The 20,496-nt window shown below is 68.9% G+C and carries 19 protein-coding genes; 10 read left to right on the top strand and 9 right to left on the bottom strand.

Annotated features, from left to right (window positions below; genetic code table 11):
* Positions 1-12: 12 nt before the first annotated feature.
* The gene (locus AC1DXV_RS07600) at positions 13-2,004 is read left to right on the top strand and encodes an acetyl/propionyl/methylcrotonyl-CoA carboxylase subunit alpha (RefSeq protein WP_477933078.1); all 1,992 of its coding nucleotides are present in this window, start codon (positions 13-15) and stop codon (positions 2,002-2,004) included.
* 58 nt (positions 2,005-2,062) lie between these two features.
* On the opposite strand, the gene AC1DXV_RS07595 is transcribed toward AC1DXV_RS07600, so the two are convergent.
* Positions 2,063-2,500, bottom strand: a complete 438-nt coding sequence (locus AC1DXV_RS07595) for a hypothetical protein (protein WP_477865695.1) — start codon at positions 2,498-2,500, stop codon at positions 2,063-2,065.
* Positions 2,501-2,605: 105 nt separating this feature from the next.
* Between AC1DXV_RS07595 and AC1DXV_RS07590 the strand changes: the two genes are divergently transcribed.
* The 5 genes from AC1DXV_RS07590 (at position 2,606) to AC1DXV_RS07570 (ending at position 5,467) form a co-directional block, all read left to right on the top strand.
* Positions 2,606-3,529: a hydroxymethylglutaryl-CoA lyase gene (locus tag AC1DXV_RS07590; protein WP_477865696.1), complete on the top strand. Its 924-nt coding sequence runs from the start codon at positions 2,606-2,608 to the stop codon at positions 3,527-3,529.
* On the top strand, positions 3,526-4,017 hold the full coding sequence (locus tag AC1DXV_RS07585) for a YbaK/EbsC family protein (protein ID WP_477865697.1): 492 nt from the start codon (positions 3,526-3,528) through the stop codon (positions 4,015-4,017). Before AC1DXV_RS07590 ends, AC1DXV_RS07585 begins: the two co-directional genes overlap by 4 nt.
* Positions 4,018-4,101: 84 nt before the next feature.
* A complete protein-coding gene (locus AC1DXV_RS07580; protein ID WP_477865698.1) occupies positions 4,102-4,620 on the top strand; it encodes a TlpA family protein disulfide reductase in 519 nt (172 codons plus the stop codon).
* On the top strand, positions 4,620-4,826 hold the full coding sequence (locus AC1DXV_RS07575) for a DUF1289 domain-containing protein (RefSeq protein WP_477865699.1): 207 nt from the start codon (positions 4,620-4,622) through the stop codon (positions 4,824-4,826). The genes AC1DXV_RS07580 and AC1DXV_RS07575 overlap by 1 nt, the downstream gene beginning before the upstream one ends.
* Complete coding sequence (locus AC1DXV_RS07570) at positions 4,823-5,467, top strand: 2-hydroxychromene-2-carboxylate isomerase (RefSeq protein ID WP_477933076.1); 645 nt, start codon at positions 4,823-4,825, stop codon at positions 5,465-5,467. Before AC1DXV_RS07575 ends, AC1DXV_RS07570 begins: the two co-directional genes overlap by 4 nt.
* Here the strand turns inward: AC1DXV_RS07570 and AC1DXV_RS07565 are convergent, their stop codons facing one another.
* Positions 5,468-6,409, bottom strand: a complete 942-nt coding sequence (locus AC1DXV_RS07565; protein ID WP_477865701.1) for a GSU2403 family nucleotidyltransferase fold protein — start codon at positions 6,407-6,409, stop codon at positions 5,468-5,470.
* Positions 6,410-6,665: 256 nt separating this feature from the next.
* Here AC1DXV_RS07565 and AC1DXV_RS07560 point away from each other — a divergent pair, with 256 nt between their 5' ends.
* Both AC1DXV_RS07560 and AC1DXV_RS07555 read left to right on the top strand, forming a co-directional pair.
* Entirely contained in the window at positions 6,666-8,345 is a 1,680-nt protein-coding gene (locus tag AC1DXV_RS07560; RefSeq protein WP_477865702.1) for an MFS transporter, read from the top strand.
* A 251-nt stretch (positions 8,346-8,596) separates the two neighbouring features.
* Entirely contained in the window at positions 8,597-8,803 is a 207-nt protein-coding gene (locus tag AC1DXV_RS07555; protein WP_477865703.1) for an AbrB/MazE/SpoVT family DNA-binding domain-containing protein, read from the top strand.
* Positions 8,804-8,860: 57 nt separating this feature from the next.
* Here AC1DXV_RS07555 and AC1DXV_RS07550 read toward each other — a convergent pair whose 3' ends face one another.
* The 7 genes from AC1DXV_RS07550 to AC1DXV_RS07520 form a co-directional block, all read right to left on the bottom strand.
* Positions 8,861-9,106, bottom strand: a complete 246-nt coding sequence (locus AC1DXV_RS07550; RefSeq protein ID WP_477865704.1) for a cysteine-rich CWC family protein — start codon at positions 9,104-9,106, stop codon at positions 8,861-8,863.
* Positions 9,087-9,926 (bottom strand): hypothetical protein, encoded by an 840-nt coding sequence (locus AC1DXV_RS07545; RefSeq protein ID WP_477865705.1) that lies wholly within the window; start codon positions 9,924-9,926, stop codon positions 9,087-9,089. Before AC1DXV_RS07545 ends, AC1DXV_RS07550 begins: the two co-directional genes overlap by 20 nt.
* Positions 9,927-10,120: 194 nt before the next feature.
* Positions 10,121-11,683: a malonate--CoA ligase gene (locus AC1DXV_RS07540; RefSeq protein ID WP_477865706.1), complete on the bottom strand. Its 1,563-nt coding sequence runs from the start codon at positions 11,681-11,683 to the stop codon at positions 10,121-10,123.
* Between the two features lie 35 nt (positions 11,684-11,718).
* Positions 11,719-12,507 carry an enoyl-CoA hydratase/isomerase family protein gene (locus AC1DXV_RS07535; RefSeq protein WP_477933074.1) on the bottom strand — a complete coding sequence of 263 codons (789 nt, stop codon included), beginning with the start codon at positions 12,505-12,507 and terminating at the stop codon, positions 11,719-11,721.
* Positions 12,508-12,517: 10 nt separating this feature from the next.
* Positions 12,518-13,519, bottom strand: coding sequence for a Bug family tripartite tricarboxylate transporter substrate binding protein (locus tag AC1DXV_RS07530; RefSeq protein WP_477866579.1), 1,002 nt, complete (start codon positions 13,517-13,519; stop codon positions 12,518-12,520).
* A gap of 74 nt (positions 13,520-13,593) precedes the next feature.
* Positions 13,594-14,901 carry a malonyl-CoA decarboxylase gene (locus AC1DXV_RS07525; RefSeq protein ID WP_477866577.1) on the bottom strand — a complete coding sequence of 436 codons (1,308 nt, stop codon included), beginning with the start codon at positions 14,899-14,901 and terminating at the stop codon, positions 13,594-13,596.
* Positions 14,894-15,622 (bottom strand): GntR family transcriptional regulator, encoded by a 729-nt coding sequence (locus AC1DXV_RS07520; RefSeq protein ID WP_477866575.1) that lies wholly within the window; start codon positions 15,620-15,622, stop codon positions 14,894-14,896. Before AC1DXV_RS07520 ends, AC1DXV_RS07525 begins: the two co-directional genes overlap by 8 nt.
* A 215-nt stretch (positions 15,623-15,837) precedes the next feature.
* Between AC1DXV_RS07520 and AC1DXV_RS07515 the strand changes: the two genes are divergently transcribed.
* Both AC1DXV_RS07515 and AC1DXV_RS07510 read left to right on the top strand, forming a co-directional pair.
* Entirely contained in the window at positions 15,838-17,229 is a 1,392-nt protein-coding gene (locus AC1DXV_RS07515) for a sigma-54 interaction domain-containing protein (RefSeq protein ID WP_477933092.1), read from the top strand.
* Between the two features lie 231 nt (positions 17,230-17,460).
* Positions 17,461-20,496 (top strand): LamG-like jellyroll fold domain-containing protein (locus AC1DXV_RS07510; protein ID WP_477933072.1); only part of this gene is annotated, 3,036 nt, incomplete at its 3' end.

Below are 20,496 nucleotides of genomic sequence, written 5' to 3'. Positions count from 1 at the left end.
CCGGAGACAACGATGTTCACGAAGATCCTGATCGCCAACCGTGGCGAGATCGCCTGCCGCGTCGCGGCCACCGCACGCCGGCTCGGCATTCGCACGGTGGCGGTGCATTCCGACGCGGACGCCGGCGCGCAGCACGTGCTCGCCTGCGACGAGGCGGTGCTGATCGGCGGCCCGGCGCCGAAGGAAAGCTACCTGCGCGGCGACCGCATCATCGAGGCCGCGCGCGCCACCGGCGCGCAGGCCATCCACCCCGGCTACGGCTTCCTCAGCGAGAACGAGGACTTCGCGCAGGCCTGCGCCGAGGCCGGGCTGGTCTTCATCGGCCCGCCGCCGTCGGCCATCCAGGCGATGGGGCTGAAGGCCGAGTCGAAGCGGCTGATGGCCGAGGCCGGCGTGCCGCTGGTGCCCGGCTACCACGGTGCCGACCAGGACCCGCAGCTGCTGCAGCGCGAGGCCGACCGCATCGGCTACCCGGTGCTGATCAAGGCGAGCGCCGGCGGCGGCGGCAAGGGCATGCGGGCGGTGGCCTCGTCGGCCGAGTTCCAGGACGCGCTCGCGTCGTGCAAGCGCGAGGCCATCAACAGCTTCGGCGACGACGCGGTGCTGGTCGAACGCTACGTGACCCGCCCGCGCCACATCGAGATCCAGGTGTTCGCCGATGCGCACGGCCGCTGCGTCTACCTGTTCGAGCGCGATTGCTCGGTGCAGCGCCGCCACCAGAAGGTGCTCGAAGAGGCGCCGGCTCCCGGCATGACCGAGGCGCGGCGGCGCGAGATGGGCCAGGCCGCGGTGGCGGCGGCACAGGCGGTGGGGTATGTGGGGGCCGGCACGGTGGAGTTCATCGCGGAACCCGCGGCCGATGGCGACCTGCGCTTCTACTTCATGGAGATGAACACCCGGCTGCAGGTCGAGCACCCGGTGACCGAGGCGATCACCGGGCTCGACCTGGTGGAGTGGCAGTTGCGCGTGGCAGCCGGCGAGCCGCTGCCGCTGGCGCAGGAGCAGCTGCGCATCCACGGCCACGCGATCGAGGCGCGGCTGTGCGCCGAGAACCCCGATGCGCAGTTCCTGCCGGCCACCGGCAGGCTGCAGGTGTTCCGCACGCCGCCGGCTGCCGCGTTCGAGCGCGCCGACGTGCGGCTCGATGCCGGCGTGCGCGAGGGCGACGCGATCTCGCCGCACTACGACTCGATGATCGCCAAGCTGATCGTCTGGGGCGCCGACCGCGCGCAGGCGTTGGCGCGGCTGGATGCGGCGCTCGCGCAGACGCACATCGTCGGGCTGCACACCAACGTCGCGTTCCTGCGGCGGGTGGTCGCGAGCCGGTCGTTCGCGACGGCCGACCTCGACACCGCGCTGATCGAGCGCGAACGCGTGGCGTTGTTCGAGGCGCCGCCGTTGCCGCTCGAGTGCGTCGCGGCTGGCGTCGTCGCGCACGCGATCGCGGCCGAGGCGGCGCTGCAGACCGACGACCCGTGGTCGCGGCGCGACGGCTGGCGGATGCACGGTGGCGCACAGCGGCGCTTCGACATCGAGCTGCAGGGCACGCACCACACGGTGATGCTGGAGCGCAACCACCGCGGCGCGATGGCGCTGGCGATCGGCGCCGAACGGCATGCGTTCGAGGCGCAGGCCTTGTCGGCGGACCGGCATGCGGTGGTGGTCGGCGGGCGGCGCTGGGTGCTGAGCGTCTACGCGGTCGGCGAGCGCATCGCGGTGTTCGCACCCGAGGGCTCGGCGCTCGCGAGCGAGGTCGACCTGCTGGCGCATGCCGGCGACGGCGCGGCCGAAGGCGGCCGGCTGACCGCGCCGATGCCCGGCAAGGTGGTGGCCTTTCTCGCGAAGGTGGGCGACCAGGTCAAGCAGGGCCAGCCGCTCGCGGTGCTGGAGGCGATGAAGATGGAGCACACGATCACCGCGCCGCGCGACGGCACGGTGCAGGAGTTGCTCTATTCAGCCGGCGATCAGGTGGGCGAAGGTGGCGAACTGCTGCGCCTGGCGTAGCCCGGACGCCAATCCGGGACTGCATGACCAACGAACCCGGATTGGCATCCGGGCTACGTCAGTGGCGACCCGATCCCAGGCGCAGCCAGCTCGACGGCTTGTGCCAGCGCGCGCCGGTGGTGTCTGGCTCCGCCGGCTCCAGCTCGGCCGGCTGCGTGATGCCGAAGCCGCTGGTGTCGCGGGCCCAGGCCAGGTCCTGCTTCGCCGCGGCGCGCGGTGTGGCGGGCTTGGCGGACGCTTTCGGGGGGGGTGTCGGCACAGGCCGTTCCGGCACGATGCGCGGGCGGGACGCCTTCTTCGCCTCGGGCCGGGCAACGGCCCACTGCCGGGCCAGCGATTCCAGTTCGGGTTGGCCGGAAGCCTGGCACACGAAGAGGATCTCGCGGGCTTCGTCGGGCTGCCGCAGCATCACTTCGACGTCGATGCCTTCCCCGAGCCATTGCTTCAAGCCGAAGTGGATGCGGGTGGCGATGCGAAGTTCGGCGGGTGTGGACACGACATGCTCCAGTCAGTTCAGGTATCTTCGACAGCGCCCTCCCGGCTCGCCATCCCCGGACAAAGGGGGGTGTGGCACGCAGACCTTCCTATCGAGACTTAAGTCATGATTCCAACCCATGTCACGCTGGTCGATGTGAGCCCACGCGACGGACTGCAGAACGAAGCGAAGCAGGTCGACGCTGCGCACAAGATCGAATTGGTGCACCGGCTGCAGGCGGCCGGGCTGCGCGAGATCGAGGTCACCAGCTTCGTGAGCCCCAAGTGGGTGCCGCAGATGGCCGACAACGCCGAGGTGATGGCCGGGCTGCAGCGCAAGCCGGGCGTGCGCTACTCGGTGCTGACGCCGAACCTGCGCGGCTTCGAGGCGGCGCTCGCGACCCAGCCCGACGAGATCGTCGTGTTCGCGGCCGCCAGCGAGGCCTTCAGCCAGCGCAACATCAACTGCAGCATCGACGAGAGCATCGAGCGCTTCCGCCCGGTGGTCGAGGCGGCGCATGCGAACGGCATCAAGGTGCGCGGCGCGATCTCGTGCGCGCTCGGCTGCCCGTACCAGGGCGAGGTCAGCCCGGACGAGGTCGAACGCGTCGTGCGGCTGATGCGCGGCATCGGCGTCGACCACTGCGGCGTGGCCGACACCATCGGCGTCGGCACGCCGAAGCGGGTGCAGGCCGCGCTGGAGCGCGCGCTGCGCCACTACCCGCTGGTGGAGGTGAGCGGGCATTTCCACGACACCTACGGCCAGGCGCTGGCCAACATCTACGCCAGCCTCGAGCTGGGCGTGCACACCTTCGATGCCAGCGTCGCCGGCCTGGGCGGCTGCCCGTATGCGAAGGGCGCGACCGGCAACGTGGCGACCGAGGATGTGCTGTTCATGCTCGACGGGCTGGGCATCGACACCGGGATCGACCTGAACGCGCTGGTCGATGCCGGCAACTACATCTCGCAGGTGCTGGGCCGCGCGCCGGTGTCGCGCGCGGGCAAGGCCTTGCTGGCGAAGCGGGCGGCTGCGGCGGAGGCGAAGGCATGAGCGATTCCACGGTGATGCCGGAGCAGCCGGAAGGCTTCCGCCACGTCAGCGCGGTGCTGGGCACCTTGGGCCATCCGCACGCGCCGATCCTGCTCGAGGTGAATGCGCGCACCGCGCAGGAGGCGGCTGATGCGCTGGGCGTGCAGCTCGGCCAGATCGCGAAGAGCGTGATCTTCCGGCGCCGTGCCGACGACGTCGCGGTGCTGGTCGTGACCTCGGGCGACCGCCGTGTCGACGAGAAGAAGGTGGCGGCGCTGGCCGGCCCGCTCGGCCGCGCCGATGCCGATTTCGTGAAGGCGCACACCGGTTTCACGATCGGCGGCGTGTCGCCGGTCGGCCATGCGAATGCGCCGGTGACGCTGATCGATCGCGAGTTGCTGCGCTTCGACGAGATCTGGGCGGCGGCCGGGCATCCGAAAGGCGTGTTCAGGCTGAGCCCCACCGAGCTGCAGGCGCTGACGCAGGCGCCACTGGCTGATGTGACGTGATGTGTGACCTGACGTGATCGACCTCACGTAATACCCCGACGGCCCTGCCGACCAACGCACAGCTCCACTTCCGCAGGCTGCGCCATGACCTCCCGCATCGATCGCCGTTCCTTCCTGTCGACCGCCGCCCTGGCCGCGCTCGGCCACACCGTGCCGCTGCGCGCTGCGCCGGCGGCGCCGGGCCACGCGCTGGTGGGCAACACACTGGAAGGGCATCGCTACGAGCTGGCACAGGACGCCGGCAAGGCGGTGCTGGTGTTCTTCTGGTCGACCGATTGCGCGGTGTGCCGCGACAAGATGCCCGAACTGCGCGCGAACTACGAGGCCTGGCGCGACAAGCCGTTCCAGCTGGTGGCGGTGAGCCTCGACCGCAGCTTGGCGGCGGTGCGCGAGTACGACGCGATCCTGAACCGCGTCGTGCCGATGAAGCAGCAGTTCCCGATGCTGTGGCGCGCCGATGCGACGCACCGCGACGATTTCGGCGCGATGGCGCAGACGCCCACCTCGTTCATCCTCGACAAGCAGCACCGCGAGGTGAAGCAGGTCCGCGGCCGCATCGATGCCACGCTGTGGGACGACATTGCCGAACTGGTGCTCACCTGATGGATCCAGTGGCCGCCGTCCCCAGCCCCTGCGTGAACATCTGTCGCATGGAGGCGTCCAGCGGGCTGTGCGCCGGCTGCTGGCGCACGATCGACGAGATCGCGGCGTGGTCGAAGATGGACGACGACGGCAAGCGCCAGGTCTGGCAGGCCATCGAGTTGCGCAAGGCGGGTGCGCCGGTCGTCGATGAGGAGCGGTCGCGATGAAGCAACTCCGGTTCTGGTTCGACGTGATCTCGCCGTACGCCTACCTGGCGTTCGAGCGCCTGCCGCAGGTGCTGGAAGGGCATGGTGTCGAGGTGAGTTACCAGCCGGTGCTGTTCGCCGGGCTGTTGTCGCAATGGGGGCAGAAGGGCCCGGCCGAGATCGCTCCGAAGCGCGACTGGACCTACCGGCAGGTGGCGTGGCTCGCGCACCGGCACGGCATCCCGATGCAGATGCCGGCGCAGCATCCGTTCAACCCGCTCGCGCTGTTGCGCCTGGGCCTGGCCTGCTGTGGCCCGCTCGCGACGCCCAGCCGCTGGGTGTGCGAGCAGCTGATGCACCACGTGTGGCGCGGCGGCGCGGACGCGAACGATCCGCAGCGGCTGGCCGCGCTCGCGCAGCGGCTGCAGCCGGCGCTCGATCCGCAGGGCGACGAGGTCAAGGCCGCGCTGAAGGCGGCGACCGCGCAGGCGGTGTCGCTCGGCATCTTCGGCGTGCCGACGGTCGAGCTCGACGGCCGGTTGTTCTGGGGGCTCGACGGGTTGGACCTGCTGCAGAGCTGGCTGGCCGGCGATCCGTGGTTCGACGGCCCGGCGTGGGACGACGCGGCGCGGCAACCGGTGGGCATTCAGCGCAAGAAGTGATCAGGGCAGCAGGAGCCCCTGATCCAGCAGCTCCTGCACGATGCCGGCCTGCAGGCGATCCCGGCGACGCTTGGCCTCCTCGCGATGAGGGGCGTCTTGCGCCATCCAACGCTTGAATTCGACGAAGGTGGCCGGTGCGATCGTGCTCATCCACGCCATGCGACCGGTCGCCGAAACGACGGCATGCTCGAAGCGTGGTGCCGATGTCAGCACCGAGGCTCGGATGGCCTGGACCGGCCAGAGATCGCCTTCGTCCGAAGAAAAGCGGAACGGGTGCGGGTCGCCGTCGACCGCCTGGCGGCGCAGGAAATCGACCTCGAAGCCGCGCGCGTTGATGGCTGTCTCGTTCTGTCCTTCCTTGCGCTCGAATGTGGGGTCGGCCGTCTTCAGCACGTCGAGCATCGATGAATCGAGTTGCTGCAGGTCTGTCATGAACTGCACCCGGCGCCGTGCGTCCCAGAGCAGGTCGATGTCCTGCGTGGCCAATGCGCCCGGCACGATGCGAACGCCGGCGGCCGCTTCATACGCGTACAGCGCATGCGTGCCGACCACGGTGAAATGCGCCAGCAGATCAGCGTCCGCGAGCGCCTGCAGCACGCCGATCAGGAGCGAAGGCGCACGGCCCACCTTCAGCGCCTTGTTCATGCGTTCCGCTTCGTTCAAGGCCTCGCGCAGCGAGGCCAGGCGAGTCTCGACAACTTGCTTGCGGCTGGTGTACTCCGTGAAGATCTTTTCCGTGGCCGCGGAGCGAGCGCCCAGTCGCTCCTGGTTGCGCTGACGTGGCCGCGTCTTCACCAGGTACTCGTAGTCGCCTTCCTGCTTCCAGTACATCGAGCCGGCGTAGCTGCGTGCCTGCACCTGCACGCGGCGGAATTCGGCGAAGGTCGTCATCGAATCGATGGCCTGCCGCGCAGCGTTGTCCGACAGGGGCAGGTAGTTCATCACCGCAGAATAGCAAGACTTGGAAAATTGCGGTGAATCCAGGCAAATCAAGCACTTGCACTATGCCAAGTGAGCTCAGGGAAACTCCCAGGGCGGGTCATCCCTCGTTTCTCACGATGAGAAACGATTCGTCAGGGTTGTCACTGAACTTGTCAGCCGGCGTTCAGCTTGGCGTCAGGGATGGGTCAGAGGGCGTCGTGAAGATGCGGCACGCCTTGCCGTTCGGCAAGGAGCCTGACGACAAGGAGACATTCCAATGGCAACTGCAGTGGCCAAACCGGCGCGCAACCCCGCGGGGCCGATGACGCGCGAGGAGCGCAAGGTCATCTTCGCGTCCAGCCTCGGCACCGTGTTCGAGTGGTACGACTTCTACCTGTACGGCACGCTCGCCGCCATCATCGGCAAGCAGTTCTTCTCCAACCTCGACCCGGCGTCGCAGGTCATCTTCTCGCTGCTCGCGTTCGCGGCCGGCTTCATCGTGCGGCCGTTCGGCGCGCTGGTGTTCGGGCGGCTGGGCGACATGATCGGGCGCAAGTACACCTTCCTGGTGACGATCCTGATCATGGGCCTGTCGACCTTCATCGTCGGCGTGCTGCCGACCTATGCATCGATCGGCGTCGCCGCCCCGGTGATCCTGATCGGCCTGCGGCTGCTGCAGGGCCTGGCGCTCGGCGGCGAGTACGGCGGTGCCGCCACCTACGTGGCCGAGCACGCGCCGCACGGCAAGCGCGGAGCCTTCACCTCGTGGATCCAGACCACGGCGACGCTCGGGCTGTTCCTGTCGCTGCTGGTGATCCTGGGCACGCGCACCTGGATCGGCGAAGAAGCGTTCGCCGACTGGGGCTGGCGCATTCCGTTCCTGGTCTCGATTCTGCTGCTGGCCATCAGCGTGTGGATCCGCCTGTCGATGAACGAGTCGCCGGCCTTCAAGAAGATGAAGGAGGAGGGCAAGACCTCGAAGGCGCCGCTGACCGAGTCGTTCGGCCAGTGGAAGAACCTGAAGATCGTGATCCTGGCGCTGGTCGGGCTGACGATGGGCCAGGCGGTGGTCTGGTACACCGGCCAGTTCTACGCGCTGTTCTTCCTGACGGGCGCGCTGAAGGTCGACGGGCCCACCGCCAACGTGCTGATCGCCGCCGCGCTGCTGATCGGCACGCCCTTCTTCATCGTCTTCGGCACGCTGTCGGACAAGATCGGCCGCAAGCCGATCATCATGGCCGGCTGCCTGATCGCCGCGCTGACCTACTTCCCGCTGTTCAAGGCGCTGACCGAGACGGCCAACCCCGAGCTCGCGGCGGCCCAGAAGAGCGCCAAGGTCACGGTGACGGCCGACCCGTCGGAGTGCTCGTTCCAGTTCAACCCGACCGGCGTGGCCAAGTTCACCAGCTCGTGCGACATCGCCAAGCAGGTGCTGGCCGCAGGCTCGGTGAGCTACGAGAACGTGGCCGGCACCGGCCCGGCGAAGATCACGATCGGCGACAAGACGATCGAGTCCTTCGCATCGAAGGGCTTGCCGGCCGATGAAGCCAAGGCCAAGGACGCCGCCTTCAAGAAGGACGTGGCCGCGGCGCTGAAGGAGCACGGCTACCCGGCCAAGGCCAAGCCGATCTCCTTCATGAGCGGCCAGTGGTGGACGCTGGTGGCGATCCTGTCGGTGCTGGTGATCTATGTGACGATGGTCTACGGCCCGATCGCCGCGATGCTGGTGGAGATGTTCCCGACGCGCATCCGCTACACCTCGATGAGCCTGCCGTACCACATCGGCAACGGCTGGTTCGGCGGCCTGCTGCCGGCAACGGGCCTGGCGATCGTGGCGCAGACCGGGAACATGTACAACGGCCTGTGGTACCCGATCGTGTTCGCGTCGATCACCTTCGTGGTGGGCATGCTGTTCGTCAAGGAGACGAAGGACGTCGACATCTACGCGAGTGACTGAGTAGCCCCTCGAAGTCACCTCGCTGCGCGGGCTGTGGAAACACAGCCCGCGTTTGCTTTTGCGGTGCAGGAACCTCCTTCGGCCCGGGGTCACTCAGTCTTCATGAAAACCACCCGCTCCGCGATGGCGGCGCACATGTGCCTCCAGGCATATCCCATTCCCGAGGAGCCCTGCCGAGAGGTCGGCGCGACCGTCATCAAGTTCGAAGCGCGCGGACCTCGCTTTTGACGTGCATTGGCTTTCCTGCAGCGGTGGCGCTCATCCTGTCAAGCAAATTCCAGATCTCCATTCCGAAAGCCGTGCGTGAGAAGCAGAACTGGCAAGCCGGTCAGGAGTTCGTGTTCATCCCCAAAGGCATCGGTGTTCTGGTGATGCCGGTTCCCGAGCTTGCCGAGTTGGCGGGCATCGCCAAGGGCGCGTGCAAGAACGGTTATCGCGACCGCAAGGATCGCTATTGATGCTGGTCGTGTTCCGTTTCGAAGGCGGCGTAGTCGGGATCCCGGTTCACGCGGCTGTCACTGTCGTCGCGAGGGATTCCGTTCGCCGTGCGCGTCGAGATCGGCAGCCTCTTGAGACACCTCGATCAGGCAATCGCCGCACAGGCACCGGTCGTACGCCGACCGAAGCCGCGCCAGCGTCTCCGCGCTGAGCTTCACGCGGCTGCACCAGCACGGCCGGTCGTCATTCACACCGCAATGGAACGCCCGCTCGCAGCGCGGGCAGGTGCGGTCGTCGCCGCGGTCAGCCGGCAGCGCGTCCACGTTGCCGCCGCAGCAGCGCCGTCGCGAGTGCGAGGCCACCCAGCCACGCGAAGCCGAGCGCACCGCCGCCCTCGTCGTTGTTGTTGCCACCATTGCCGCCACCGTTCCCACCGCTCGGCGGCGGCGTCGTCACCACGCCGACCGCGCCCGAGAGCGCGACGGTGCGCGTGAACTTCGTGGTGGAGGTGCCGGGGTGCATGGTGATGGTCAGTGTGGCACTGTAGCCCGCGGTGTCCGCGGCGCTGAACGAGATCGTCGCACGGCAGGTGGCCGCGTTGGCGAGTTTCTGCGCGCTGCAGGTGTCGCTCTTCAGCGTGAAGCGGGCCGCACCGGTGCCACTGATCGCGACGCTGTCCACCGTCACCTGCCCGAAGGTCTTGCCGTTGGCCAGGTCGAGGTTCTGCGACACGGTCGGCGTGTTCACCGCGCTGGCCGAGAAGCTCAGCTCGGTCTCGCTGGCCTTCGGCGTGTCGGCGATGTAGGCGGCCAGGTCGGTCATCTGGTCCACGTCGAGCACCTGGAACTGCTTCATCTGGCTGAAGTTGTTCAGCGCATAGCCGAGGCGGTTCACCGCCGTTTCGGGGTCGATCGCGGCGAACTGGTCGTGCTGGCCGGTCGTCGAGAAGCTGACCTGGTCGCGCCGGTTCTGCACGGTGGTGTGGCAGCTGGTGCAGTTGCCGGTGAACGAGCGGCCCGTCTGGTTGATCGTGTCCTCGAACAGCAGCTTGCCGACCACGGGGTCGTAGTCCGCGTGCGCGGCGAAGGCGACCGCGGCCAGCACGGTGGCGAGGGCGGTGCGGGCAAGGATCGAGGCGTGCATGGCGGCATTTCCGATGGACATGAGCCGAAAACCCTGCAAGGGCCCTGCCACCTGCTGTGAGCCGCCGTTCCCCGTAGGACGGAGGCAGCACCGCCCCGGCAGGCGACCATTCGCGCCCGCTGGGTGCCACAGCGTGTCAGTCGCGTTGCGCGCCCTCACAGGCGACGCATTCGCTTACGCCGCGCGCGGCAGGCTCAACCCGCGGCGAACAGCCCCTTGTGCCTCTCGCGCAGCAGGTTCTTCTGCACCTTGCCCATCGTGTTGCGAGGCAATTCCTGCACCAGCTCGACCAGCTTGGGCACCTTGAAGTTCGCGATCTGCGCCTTCAGGGCCGCGGCGATCGCCGCCCCTTCGAGCTGCGCCCCGGCGCGCGGCACCACCACCGCCACCACCGCCTCGCCGAAATCCGGATGCGGCACGCCGACCACCGCGCTCTCGGCGACGCCCGGCATGTCGTTGATGTAGCCCTCGATCTCGGCCGGGTAGACGTTGTAGCCGCCGCTGATGATCAGGTCCTTGCTGCGCCCGACGATGCACACGTAGCCGCGCTCGTCGATGCGGCCGACGTCGCCGGTCTTGAACCAGCCGTCGTCGGTGAACTCTTCCTTCGTCTTCTCGGGCAGGCGCCAGTAGCCGGCGAACACGTTCGGGCCCTTCACCTCGATGCCGCCGATCTCGCCACGCGCGCAGTCGTGACCTCCATCGCGGCCTTCGTCGCGCACCCGCAGCTGCACGCCCGGCAGCGGGAAGCCCACCGTGCCGGCGCGCCGCTCGCCGTCGGCCGGGTCGTACGGGTTCGAGGTCAGCATCACCGTCTCGCTCATGCCGTAGCGCTCGAGGATGGCCTGCCCGGTGCGCTCGCGCCAGGCGTTGAAGGTCTCGGGTAGCAGCGGTGCCGAGCCGGCGACGAACAGCCGCATGCTGCTGCACGCCGCCCGCGTGAGGCCGGGCTCGGCCAGCAGCCGCACGTACAGCGTCGGCACGCCCATGAACACCGTCGCGCGCGGCAACGCGGCCAGCACGCGCTTCGGGTCGAACTTCGCGAGCCAGATCATCTTGCTGCCGTTCAGCAGCGCGCCATGGATCGCGACGAAGAGGCCATGCACGTGGAAGATCGGCAGCGCATGCACCAGCACGTCGCCCGCCTGCCATCCCCAGTACGCCTTCAGCGTGCGCGCATTGCTCAGCATGTTGCCGTGCGTCAGCATCGCGCCCTTGCTGCGGCCGGTGGTGCCGCTGGTGTAGAGGATGGCCGCCAGGTCGTCGGCGCCGCGCACCGCCGGCTCATGCCGGTCGCTCTGGTGCGAGGCGCGCTCCAGCAGGCTTCCGGTGCGGTCGTCGCCGAGCGTGAACACATGGCGCGTGCCGGCCTTGAAGGCGATCTTGCTGACCCAGCCGAAGTGCTTCGGCGCGCACACCACCACCGCCGGCTCGGCGTTGCCGACGAAGTACTCGATCTCGGCGGCCTGGTAGGCGGTGTTCAGCGGCAGGTAGACGAAGCCGGCGCGCAGCACCGCGAGGTACAGCATCAGGCCTTCGACCGATTTCTCGGTCTGCACCGCGACGCGGCTGCCGGCCGGCAGGTCCAGCGATTCGAGCAGGTTGGCGAGCATCGCGGTCGCGCGCTCGAGGTCGCGCCAGCTGTAGCTGAGCGGCGCCTCGCCGTCGGCCACCTCGATCGCGGTCGCGTCGAGGTCGGCGGGAAAGGCCGCGCGCAACGCGGCGAACAGGTTGGCACTGCCGTTGAAACTACTCATCGAACCTCCTCGGGGATCTCTCGTGTTGACAAGCCCTAGCCGCGCTGGAAATGCGGCGGTCGCTTCTCGATGAAGGCCTGGATGCCTTCACGGTGTTGGGGACTGTCGGCATAGCCGTAGTGCGCGCGGCGCTCGTCGGCGCTCGGCCCGCCGGCGGCCAGCTGGCGCAGCGTGCGCTTGTTGATGCGCGCGGCCTGCGGCGACAGCGCCGCGAGCGAGCGCGCGCGCTGCAGCGTGTGCGGCGCGACCTGCTCGTCGGCCACCACCGCATGCACCAGGCCGCGCTGCAGCGCGACCGACGCATCGACCAGGCGCGCCTCGAGCAGCATCTCGCGCAAGGTGGGGGCGGGCACCACGCGTGCGAGCAGCTGCAGCTCACCCGGCGCCATCGGGAAGCCGAGCTTCGCGATCGGCGCGCCGAAGCGGCTGCCCAGGCCGGCGATGCGGATGTCGCAGCAGGCGGCGATCTCCAGCCCGCCGCCGACGCAGGCGCCCTCGATCTGCGCGATCACCGGGATGTCGCAGTCGAGCAGGGCCTGCAGCGCCGGCGCCACGGTGTGCTCGTGGAAATCGTGCAGCCGCTGCTCGTCGAAGCGGAACTGCGCGAACTCGCCGATGTCGCCGCCGGACGCGAACTGGCCATCGGCCCCGCAGACGATCACCGCATGCGGCGCATCCGCGGCATCCTGCGCCTGCAGCCGCACGAACACGTCGCGCAGCGCCTGCCACATCGCAATGTCGATCGCGTTGTGCTTGCCGGGGTTCGCGATGGCGACCCGGGCGATGCCGGGTTCGTCATGGCTCAGCGTGATGGAACCGGGCACGCGCGCCTCGTCAGTCGAGCTTGGCACCGGAGGCCTTGACGACGTCGGCCCAGCGCTTGATCTCGCCGTTGACGAACTTGCCGAACACGTCGCCGTACAGGTTGGGCGTCTCGGCACCGAGGCCGTTCCAGGCCTTCACGAGGTCGTCGGAGGTCAGCGCCTTCTTCATCTCGGCGCGCATCGCCTCGACGATCTCCTTCGGCGTGTTCTTCGGCGCCCACAGCCCGTACCAGGTGGCGACCTGGTAGGTGGGCAGGCCGGCCTCGGCCGAGGTCGGCACGTCGGCGAAGCCCGGTGCGCGGCGCTCCGAGGCGACGGCCAGCGCCCTGATGCGCCCGCCCTTGATGTGGTTGGCCGACGAGCCGAGGCCGTCGAACATCATGTCGACCTGGCCGGCGATCAGGTCCTGCAGCGCCGGGCCCGCCCCGCGGTACGGGATGTGGGTGATGAAGGTCTTGGTCTGCAGCTTGAACAGCTCGCCGGCCAGGTGGTGCGAGGTGCCGTTGCCGGCCGAGCCGTAGTTCAGCTTGCCGGGGTTCTTGCGCGCGTAGTCGAGCAGGCCCTTCAGGTCGGTGACCGGCACGCGCTGCGGGTTGACCACGATCACCTGCGGCACGCTGGAGATCAGGCCCACCGGGATGAAATCGGTCTCGATGTTGTAGTCGAGCTTCGGGTACATCGACGGGGCGATCGCGTGGTGCACCGCGCCCATGAAGAAGGTGTAGCCGTCGGGTGCCGCATGCGACGCGACGGTGGCGCCGACGTTGCCGCCCGCGCCGCCCTTGTTGTCGATCAGGAACTGCTTGCCGGCGTTCTTGCTCATCAGCCCGAACAGCGGGCGCGCGAACGCATCGGTGCCGCCGCCGGCCGGGAACGGCACGACGATCGTGACCGGCTTGCTCGGCCAGGCGCTCTGCGCACCGGCGAACGGCACGGCCAGCGCGGCCGCCGCCGCAGCGCCGGTGCGAAGAACGTCTCGTCGTGTCGGCGCGCGTCGTGAATCGAAGCTCATGGTGTCTCCCGGTCGTTGAGTGTGGAGCAGGTCGGGCCGCGCTCGGCCCGTTGGGGGCGGAAGCTCTTGCCTTCCTAGAGCAGGGCGGCCACGGCGCGCGAATGCGCCACGTCGCCCTGGGTGAATTTCTCGTGGCTGGTCTCGACCTTCTGCAGGTCGTAGAGGTAGTTGACCATCATCCCGAACGATTGCTTGAGTCCTTTGCGCGAGAGGTTACCCGAAGGATTGAGCCGTTCGAGCCGCGCGCCGTTGTCGAGATGAAATCGGGCCACCGCGTCGCCGCCCGGCGTGGTCGACACGTGCACCAGGTAGGCGGCGCACAGGCGGGCCAGCGCCTCGCGCTCGGCCTCGGCCAGGCCTTGCAGCGTGGCGGCGGTGGCAAGGGTGGCCAGGTCGCCGCCGCTCGCTTCGTCGAGCAGTTCGCGCGCCTGCACCAGCCGCTCGGCCTCGCCGCGCTTCAGGCCGGGCAGGGCCGCCAGGTCGCTGCGGGCCGTCAGCCAGGTGGCGAAGCCGGGGATCGGCGACAGCGTGCAGAAGGTCTTGAGCTGCGGCAGCTCGCGCTTGAGCTGCTCGGCCACGCGCTTGATCAGGAAGTTGCCGAGCGACACGCCCTTCAGCCCCGGCTGGCAGTTGCTGATCGAGTAGAACGCCGCCACCTTGAACTGGTCCGGCGGCAGCGGCTGCGAGTTCTTGTCGATCAGCGGCGCGATCGCACCCGGCATCTCGGGCAGCAGCGCCACCTCGACGAAGATCAGCGGCTCGTCGGGCAGCTGCGGGTGGAAGAACGCGAAGCAGCGGCGGTCGGGCTGCAGCCGCCGGCGCAGGTCGTCCCAGCCGTCGATCTCGTGCACCGCCTCGTGGTGGATGATCTGCTCCAGCAGCTGCGCGGGCGAGCGCCAGTCGACCTTCTGCATCTGCAGGAAGCCGGGGTTGAACCACGACGACAGCAGGTGCAGGAAATCGGCCTCGAGCGCGCGCAGCTCGGGCTGCGCCTTCACGCGCGCCAGCAGCTTGCGGCGCATCGCGACGATGTGCGCGGTGCCGCCCGGCGTGCGGTTGATGCGGCGCAAGAGCTCCTGGCGCGGCGGCTCGGCGAGGTGGGTCAGGCGGATCAGGTTGTCGGCCGAGGGTTCGTCGGCATAGGCCTGCGCCACCGACAGCACCGCCTTCGGGTCGGGGCTGAAATCGCGCGACAGGCGCTCGAAGAAGCCGGCCTGCTGGTCGTCGGGCAGGCCGCTGAAGCGGGCCACCAGGCCGCTCGCGATCGCGACGCTGTTGGCCTCGCCGCGCTCGGAGAGCAGGCGCCGGCAGTCGAGCATCAGGCTGCGCAGCGCGCGGTCGTTGCCGGCGCGGCGCGCGGCGTTCTTCAGGCTTTCAAGCATGGTGTTGTCCCGGGTCGAGGGCGGCCAGTTGTTCGGCTTCGCGGGCGGCTTCGTGGGCGGCTTCATGGGCGCGCAGCGCCTTCAGCGCGGCGAGCTGGGCCAGCAGGTGGTCGTGCATCAGCTGCTCGGCACGCGCGGCGTCGCGCTGCTCGATGGCCTCGATCAGGCGGCGGTGCTCGCCGATCGATTCGTCGATGCGCCCCGGCCAGTTCAGCTGGCGCCCGCGCAGCAGCCGCACGAAGCGGCGCAGGTCGGTGGTGGCGCGGTCGAGCCAGCGGTTGGCGGCCAGCGCCTGCACGGTGCTGTGGAAATCGTGGTTCGCGCGGTAGTAGCCGTCGATGTTGTGCGCCGCGGCGTGCTTCTCGAGCGCCGCATGCAGGCGCTGCAGCAGCTTGATGTCGGCCGGCGTCGCCTTGCGCACCGCCTCGAAAGCGCAGCGGCCTTCGAGCAGCGCCATCACCGGGAACAGCTCGTCGGCATCGTCCTCCGACAGCTCGGTCACCCTGCAGCCCTGGCGCGGCACCAGCTCGACCAGGCCTTCGGCGGCCAGCACCTTCAGCGCTTCACGCAGCGGCGTGCGGCTGATCTTCCACTCGCTGGCCAGCGCGAGCTCGTCGATCCACTGGCCGGGCACCAGCTGGCGCTCGAATACCATGTTGCGCAGGCGAGCGGCCACTTCTTCGTGAAGCGATGCAGGGCGCAGAGGTGTCGGGTCGACCATGGGGTTCTCACCGGTGGACCGCCACGGTGCGGCGGTTCGGATCACTCTAAATCCAGTAATTCATAATTACAAGAGGGGCTGCGACAAAGACAAACCCTGAGTGCGCGGCGCGGCGCGCTCGCTACAGTGTCCGCGTGCCAGACACCCCTGAATCCCTGACACCGCCGACCCTGCCGGCCGATGCCGACGCGCTGCTGAAGCTGGCGGCGCGCAGCATGTTCGACACGCTGGCGCGCACCGCGATGGGCATGCTGGTGGTCGACCGCAGCCATCGCATCGTGTGGATCAGCGAGGGCTACAAGCGATTCCTGCCGGCGCTCGGCCATGCCGAGGACGACTTCGTCGGCCGGCTGGTCGAGGAGGTGGTGCCGAACACGCTGATGGCGCACGTGATCGACAGCGGGCAGCCGATGCTGGTGGACCTGCTGACCAACCAGGCCGGCACCTTCCTCGTGAGCCGGCTGCCGCTGCGCGACGAGCGCGGCGAGGTGATCGGTGCGATGGGCATGGTGCTGCTCGACCACCCCGAGACGACGATGCAGCCGCTGATCACGAAGTTCAGCCACTTGCAGCGCGAGCTCGACGACGCGCGCCGGCAGCTTGCGGCGCAGCGCCGGCCGAAGTTCACGGTGGCGAGCTTCATCGGCGCGAGCCCGCAGGCGATGGAGGTCAAGCGGCAGGCGCGGCGCGTGGCGCAGACCGACAGCACGGTGCTGCTGCTGGGCGAGACCGGCACCGGCAAGGAGCTGCTCGCGCATGCGATCCATGCGGCGAGCACGCGGGCCTCGCGGGCGTTCGTCGGCGTCAACATCGCCGCGGTGCCCGACACCCTGCTCGAGGCGGAGTTCTTCGGCGTCGCGCCCGGCGCGTACACCGGCGCCGACCGCAAGGGCCGCGACGGCAAGTTCAAGCTGGCCGACGGCGGCACGCTGTTCCTCGACGAGATCGGCGACATGCCGCTCGCGCTGCAATCGAAGCTGCTGCGCGTGCTGCAGGAGCAGGAGGTGGAGCCGCTGGGCAGCAACACGGTGCAGCGCGTGGACGTGCGCATCATCGCGGCGACCAGCCGCGACCTGCCGGCGATGGTGGCCGACGGGCGCTTCCGCGCCGACCTGTTCTACCGGCTCAACGTGCTGCCGATCCGGTTGCCGGCGCTGCGCGAACGGATGGCCGACCTGGAGGCCTTGATCGAGGCGCTGGCCGACGACATCGCGCGGCGCAGCGGGCTGCCGCACAAGAGCCTGGAGCCGGACGCGCTGGCGCTGCTGGCGCGGCACCGCTGGCCGGGCAACATCCGCGAGCTGCGCAACGTGCTGGAGCAGGCGACGCTGATGACGGACGACATGACGCTGACGGCGCGGCATTTCAGGCACGTGGCGGCGCAGGACAGCGCTGGTGGGTTGGTGATCGAGGCGGCGCTGGAACCGTTGCCGGTGGCCGTGGGCCTCGCGACGCCGAAGTCGCTGCCGCAGGCGATCGCCGAACTGGAGTGCCGCGCGATCCGCGAGGCGCTCGCGGCGACCGGCGGCAACAAGCTCGCCGCCTCGCGGCTGCTGGGGATCTCGCGGGCGACCTTGTACGAGAAGCTGCCGCATCTGAACGGATAGGTCTTTCTCGATCGAAATCCGGACGAGCCTCGCCATCGAATTGCGATGGATCTCCACAATTCGCGCCGTGCGGCCCGGCAGATTGTCAACAACTGTTCACTCGCCGCAACACGCCGTTGCGGCAGTCATTTCGTTCCGGTCTAATCCGCGCACTCCGCAGTCGATCCACTCCCACGAAGAGGGCACGACGGCGGTCATGTCAAGGTACGCAAGGTCATTCGGAGGAATGCAATGTCGAACAGATGGGAGCGCCTGCGGGCGCTGGCGGCGCCATGGGCGCAAGCCAAGGCGAAAGCGATCGCCAAGATGTGGCCGCTGGCGGTGGGGCTGCTGTGCATGGGTTGGGCGGGTAGCGCGAGCGCGACCGACATCCTGGCGCCATACTGGCACTACATGTCGGAGCCCTTCGCGGACGCGGAGTCGCCACAGGGCAGCTGCGACCTGATGGCCGCAAGATTTGGCGGACCGCTGGTCTTTCACGCGGGGCCGACCGTATTCGGGGAAGGGAAATGGGTTGTCGGCGAGTGCTGGACGGTGGACCCCGTCAGCCCGCGCGCGTTCTCTGCGGTGTTCCACGTCGCGAGCTGCCCGCCCGACTACGCGCTCGTCGACTACCCGGCGGCGCCGGATGCCGCGAGCTGCCAGCTCGGTGGCGAGGTGGTCGACATCCCGGGCGCGCTCTCCCCGCCGCCGCCCGAATGCGACGTCTGCAAGGGCAACCCGATCTACCCGCTGCGCGCGGTCAAGCGAGAGGAGGTGGACACGGGTCTCGTGATCGGGCGCACGACGCTGACGTTCACCTACGACACCACCAGCAAGACGCCGAAGACGCCGAAGGTCTATGCCACCGTTCCCGGGCTGGAGCAGGCCGGCAGCGTCCTCGGCAGCCCGCTGTGGTACAGCAACCTGCACCGCAGAGGGACCGTGCGTACCTACAGTAGCGGGATCGGCCTGCCGGTGGTCGCCGTCTTTCCGCGCGGGTACGCGCAGGTGATCACGATGCCGCGGGCAGCGGACGGTACCTTCGCGCCGGAGCCGGGCGACGCCGATCGAATCATGTCGATCGTGGGTGGCGGCTATCGCTACAACGACAGCAAGCACAGCGCGCAGGAAACCTACGACACCGCCGGCGTGCTGACGAGCATGGCGTGGACCGACGGCACGCTGGCCAGCTTCACGTACAGCGACGGCACGACGCCGGCGAGCATCGCGCCGGTACCGGGCCTGCTGATCGGGGCGACGGACAACCGGGGGCACAGCCTGAGCTTTCGCTACGTCGCGGCGGGCGCGTTGACGCGCCTGGTCAGCATCACGGACGCCGCCGGACAGTCGACCACGCTCGGCTACGACGGCCAGAACAGGCTGGTGGGCATCACGTGGCCCGATGGCACGACGCGCAGCTTCCTGTACGAGAACAGCGGCCTGCCGTGGGCGCTGACGGGGGTCAGCGATGAACGGGCGAAACGGTACTCGACCTTCACGTACGACACCGAGGGCCGCGCGATCGCCACCGAGCACGCCGGCGGGGTCGACCGCTACAGCGTGAGCTACACGACACCGCCGGGCATTCAGGTCGACCAGGTGGCGTACCCAGGAGGGATCGCCCGGTTCTTCAGCTGGGTGCAGCCGCAAGGCCTGGTGATGACCGAGCCGAGCGGGCAGACGACGACATGGAGCACGGTGAGCGTGAACGGCAAGAACCAGTTCAGCTCGCAGAGCCAGCCCGCCGGCGCGGGGAGCCTGGCGAGCAGCCGCAGCCAGTCGTATGACGTCAACGGGCGGGTGGCCAGCCAGGATGATTTCAACGGCAAGCGCAGCTGCTACGTGCACGACGCCGCCCGCGGCCTCGAGGCCGTTCAGGTGACGCGCGTGGGCAGCGAGCTGAGCTGCACATCCGTCACCGGCCCGGGCGCCAACCTGCCCGCCGGTGCGGTGAAGGTCAGCACGCAGTGGCACCCCGACTGGAACCTGCCGATCCGGGTGGCCGAGCCGGGCAAGCTCACGACCCGGGTGCACAACGGTCGGCCGGACCCCCTCAATGGTGGCACCGTGGCGATCTGTGCGCCGGCCGGCGCGGTGATGCCGGATGGCAAGCCGATCGCGGCACTGTGCAAGCGGGTGGAGCAATCCACGGCCGATTCGAACGGCAGTACCGGTTTCGCACTCGGAGCGGGTGTGCCTTCGGGACCGTCCGTGGATTCCACGGTGAGCCTGCTGCTGCACGCCGATGGTGGCCAAGCGTCGACGGTCATGACCGACAGCAGTCCCAGCGCGAAGACCGTGACCGCCGCTGGCGGCGCACAGCTCAGCATGGCGGCGAGCCGCTTCGGGCCGACCTCGATCCGTTTCAACGGCGGCAATTCGCATGTCGCCGCGCAAGGCGCCGATGCCTTCAACTTCGGCTCGGGCGACTTCACGGTGGAGTTCTGGGTGTACCTGGACAGCGCCTCGACGAACTACCGAGGCTTGGTGGTCCATGACCAGATCGGCGGGGTTCGGGGCTGGTTGATCTACACAGAGACCACTGGTGTTCCGCAGGCCGGTGCACTGAGTGCGGCGATCTGGTCCGGCTCGACGGCTTACTCCGTGCAAGACACCGTGCCGCTGCCCCTTGACACGTGGCATCACGTTGCACTCGTCCGTTTGGGCCAGACGCTCGCGCTGTATCGCAATGGCCAGCCCGCGGGCGCGTCGGTGAACGTGGGCAGCGCGGCGATCAGTGATGTGCAGGAGCCGGCCGTCATCGGTGCGTTGCAAGTCGTGGGTGCCGTGGCGGCGAACTCGACCTTCTCGGGCTACATCGATGAAGTGCGCATCACCAAGGGCCTGGCCCGCTATGCCGCGGCCTTTACCGTGCCGACGGCGCCGTTCGTTGCTGTGTCCGACCCCTTGCCGCCGCCCGAACCGCCGACGACCGGCACGCCGCCGTTGCTGCAGACGCAGGTGCCCAGCCGTGTCAGCGAGTGGACCTATGACACGAGTGGCCGCGTGCTGACAGCGACCGATCCCGACACCGGCACGACTACCTTCGCGTACCACGCCGAGACGAACGCCGACCACCGGAGCAGCGACCTCAAGTCGATCACCACCTCGCTCGGCAAGGTGACCACCTTCGACCGCTACAACCGCTACGGCCAGGTGCTGCAAAGCACCGACCCGCAGGGGATCGTGACGGTGAACACCTATGACCTGCGGCAGCGCCTGCTGACGAACACGGTCGGTGGCGAGACGACGACGTACGCGTACGACGCAGCGGGTCAGTTGAAG

This window comes from Rhizobacter sp. P3_C12, assembly GCF_056402735.1.
The sequence above is the reverse complement of the archived record's forward strand: the minus strand, read 5'-3'. Positions and strand labels throughout refer to the sequence as shown.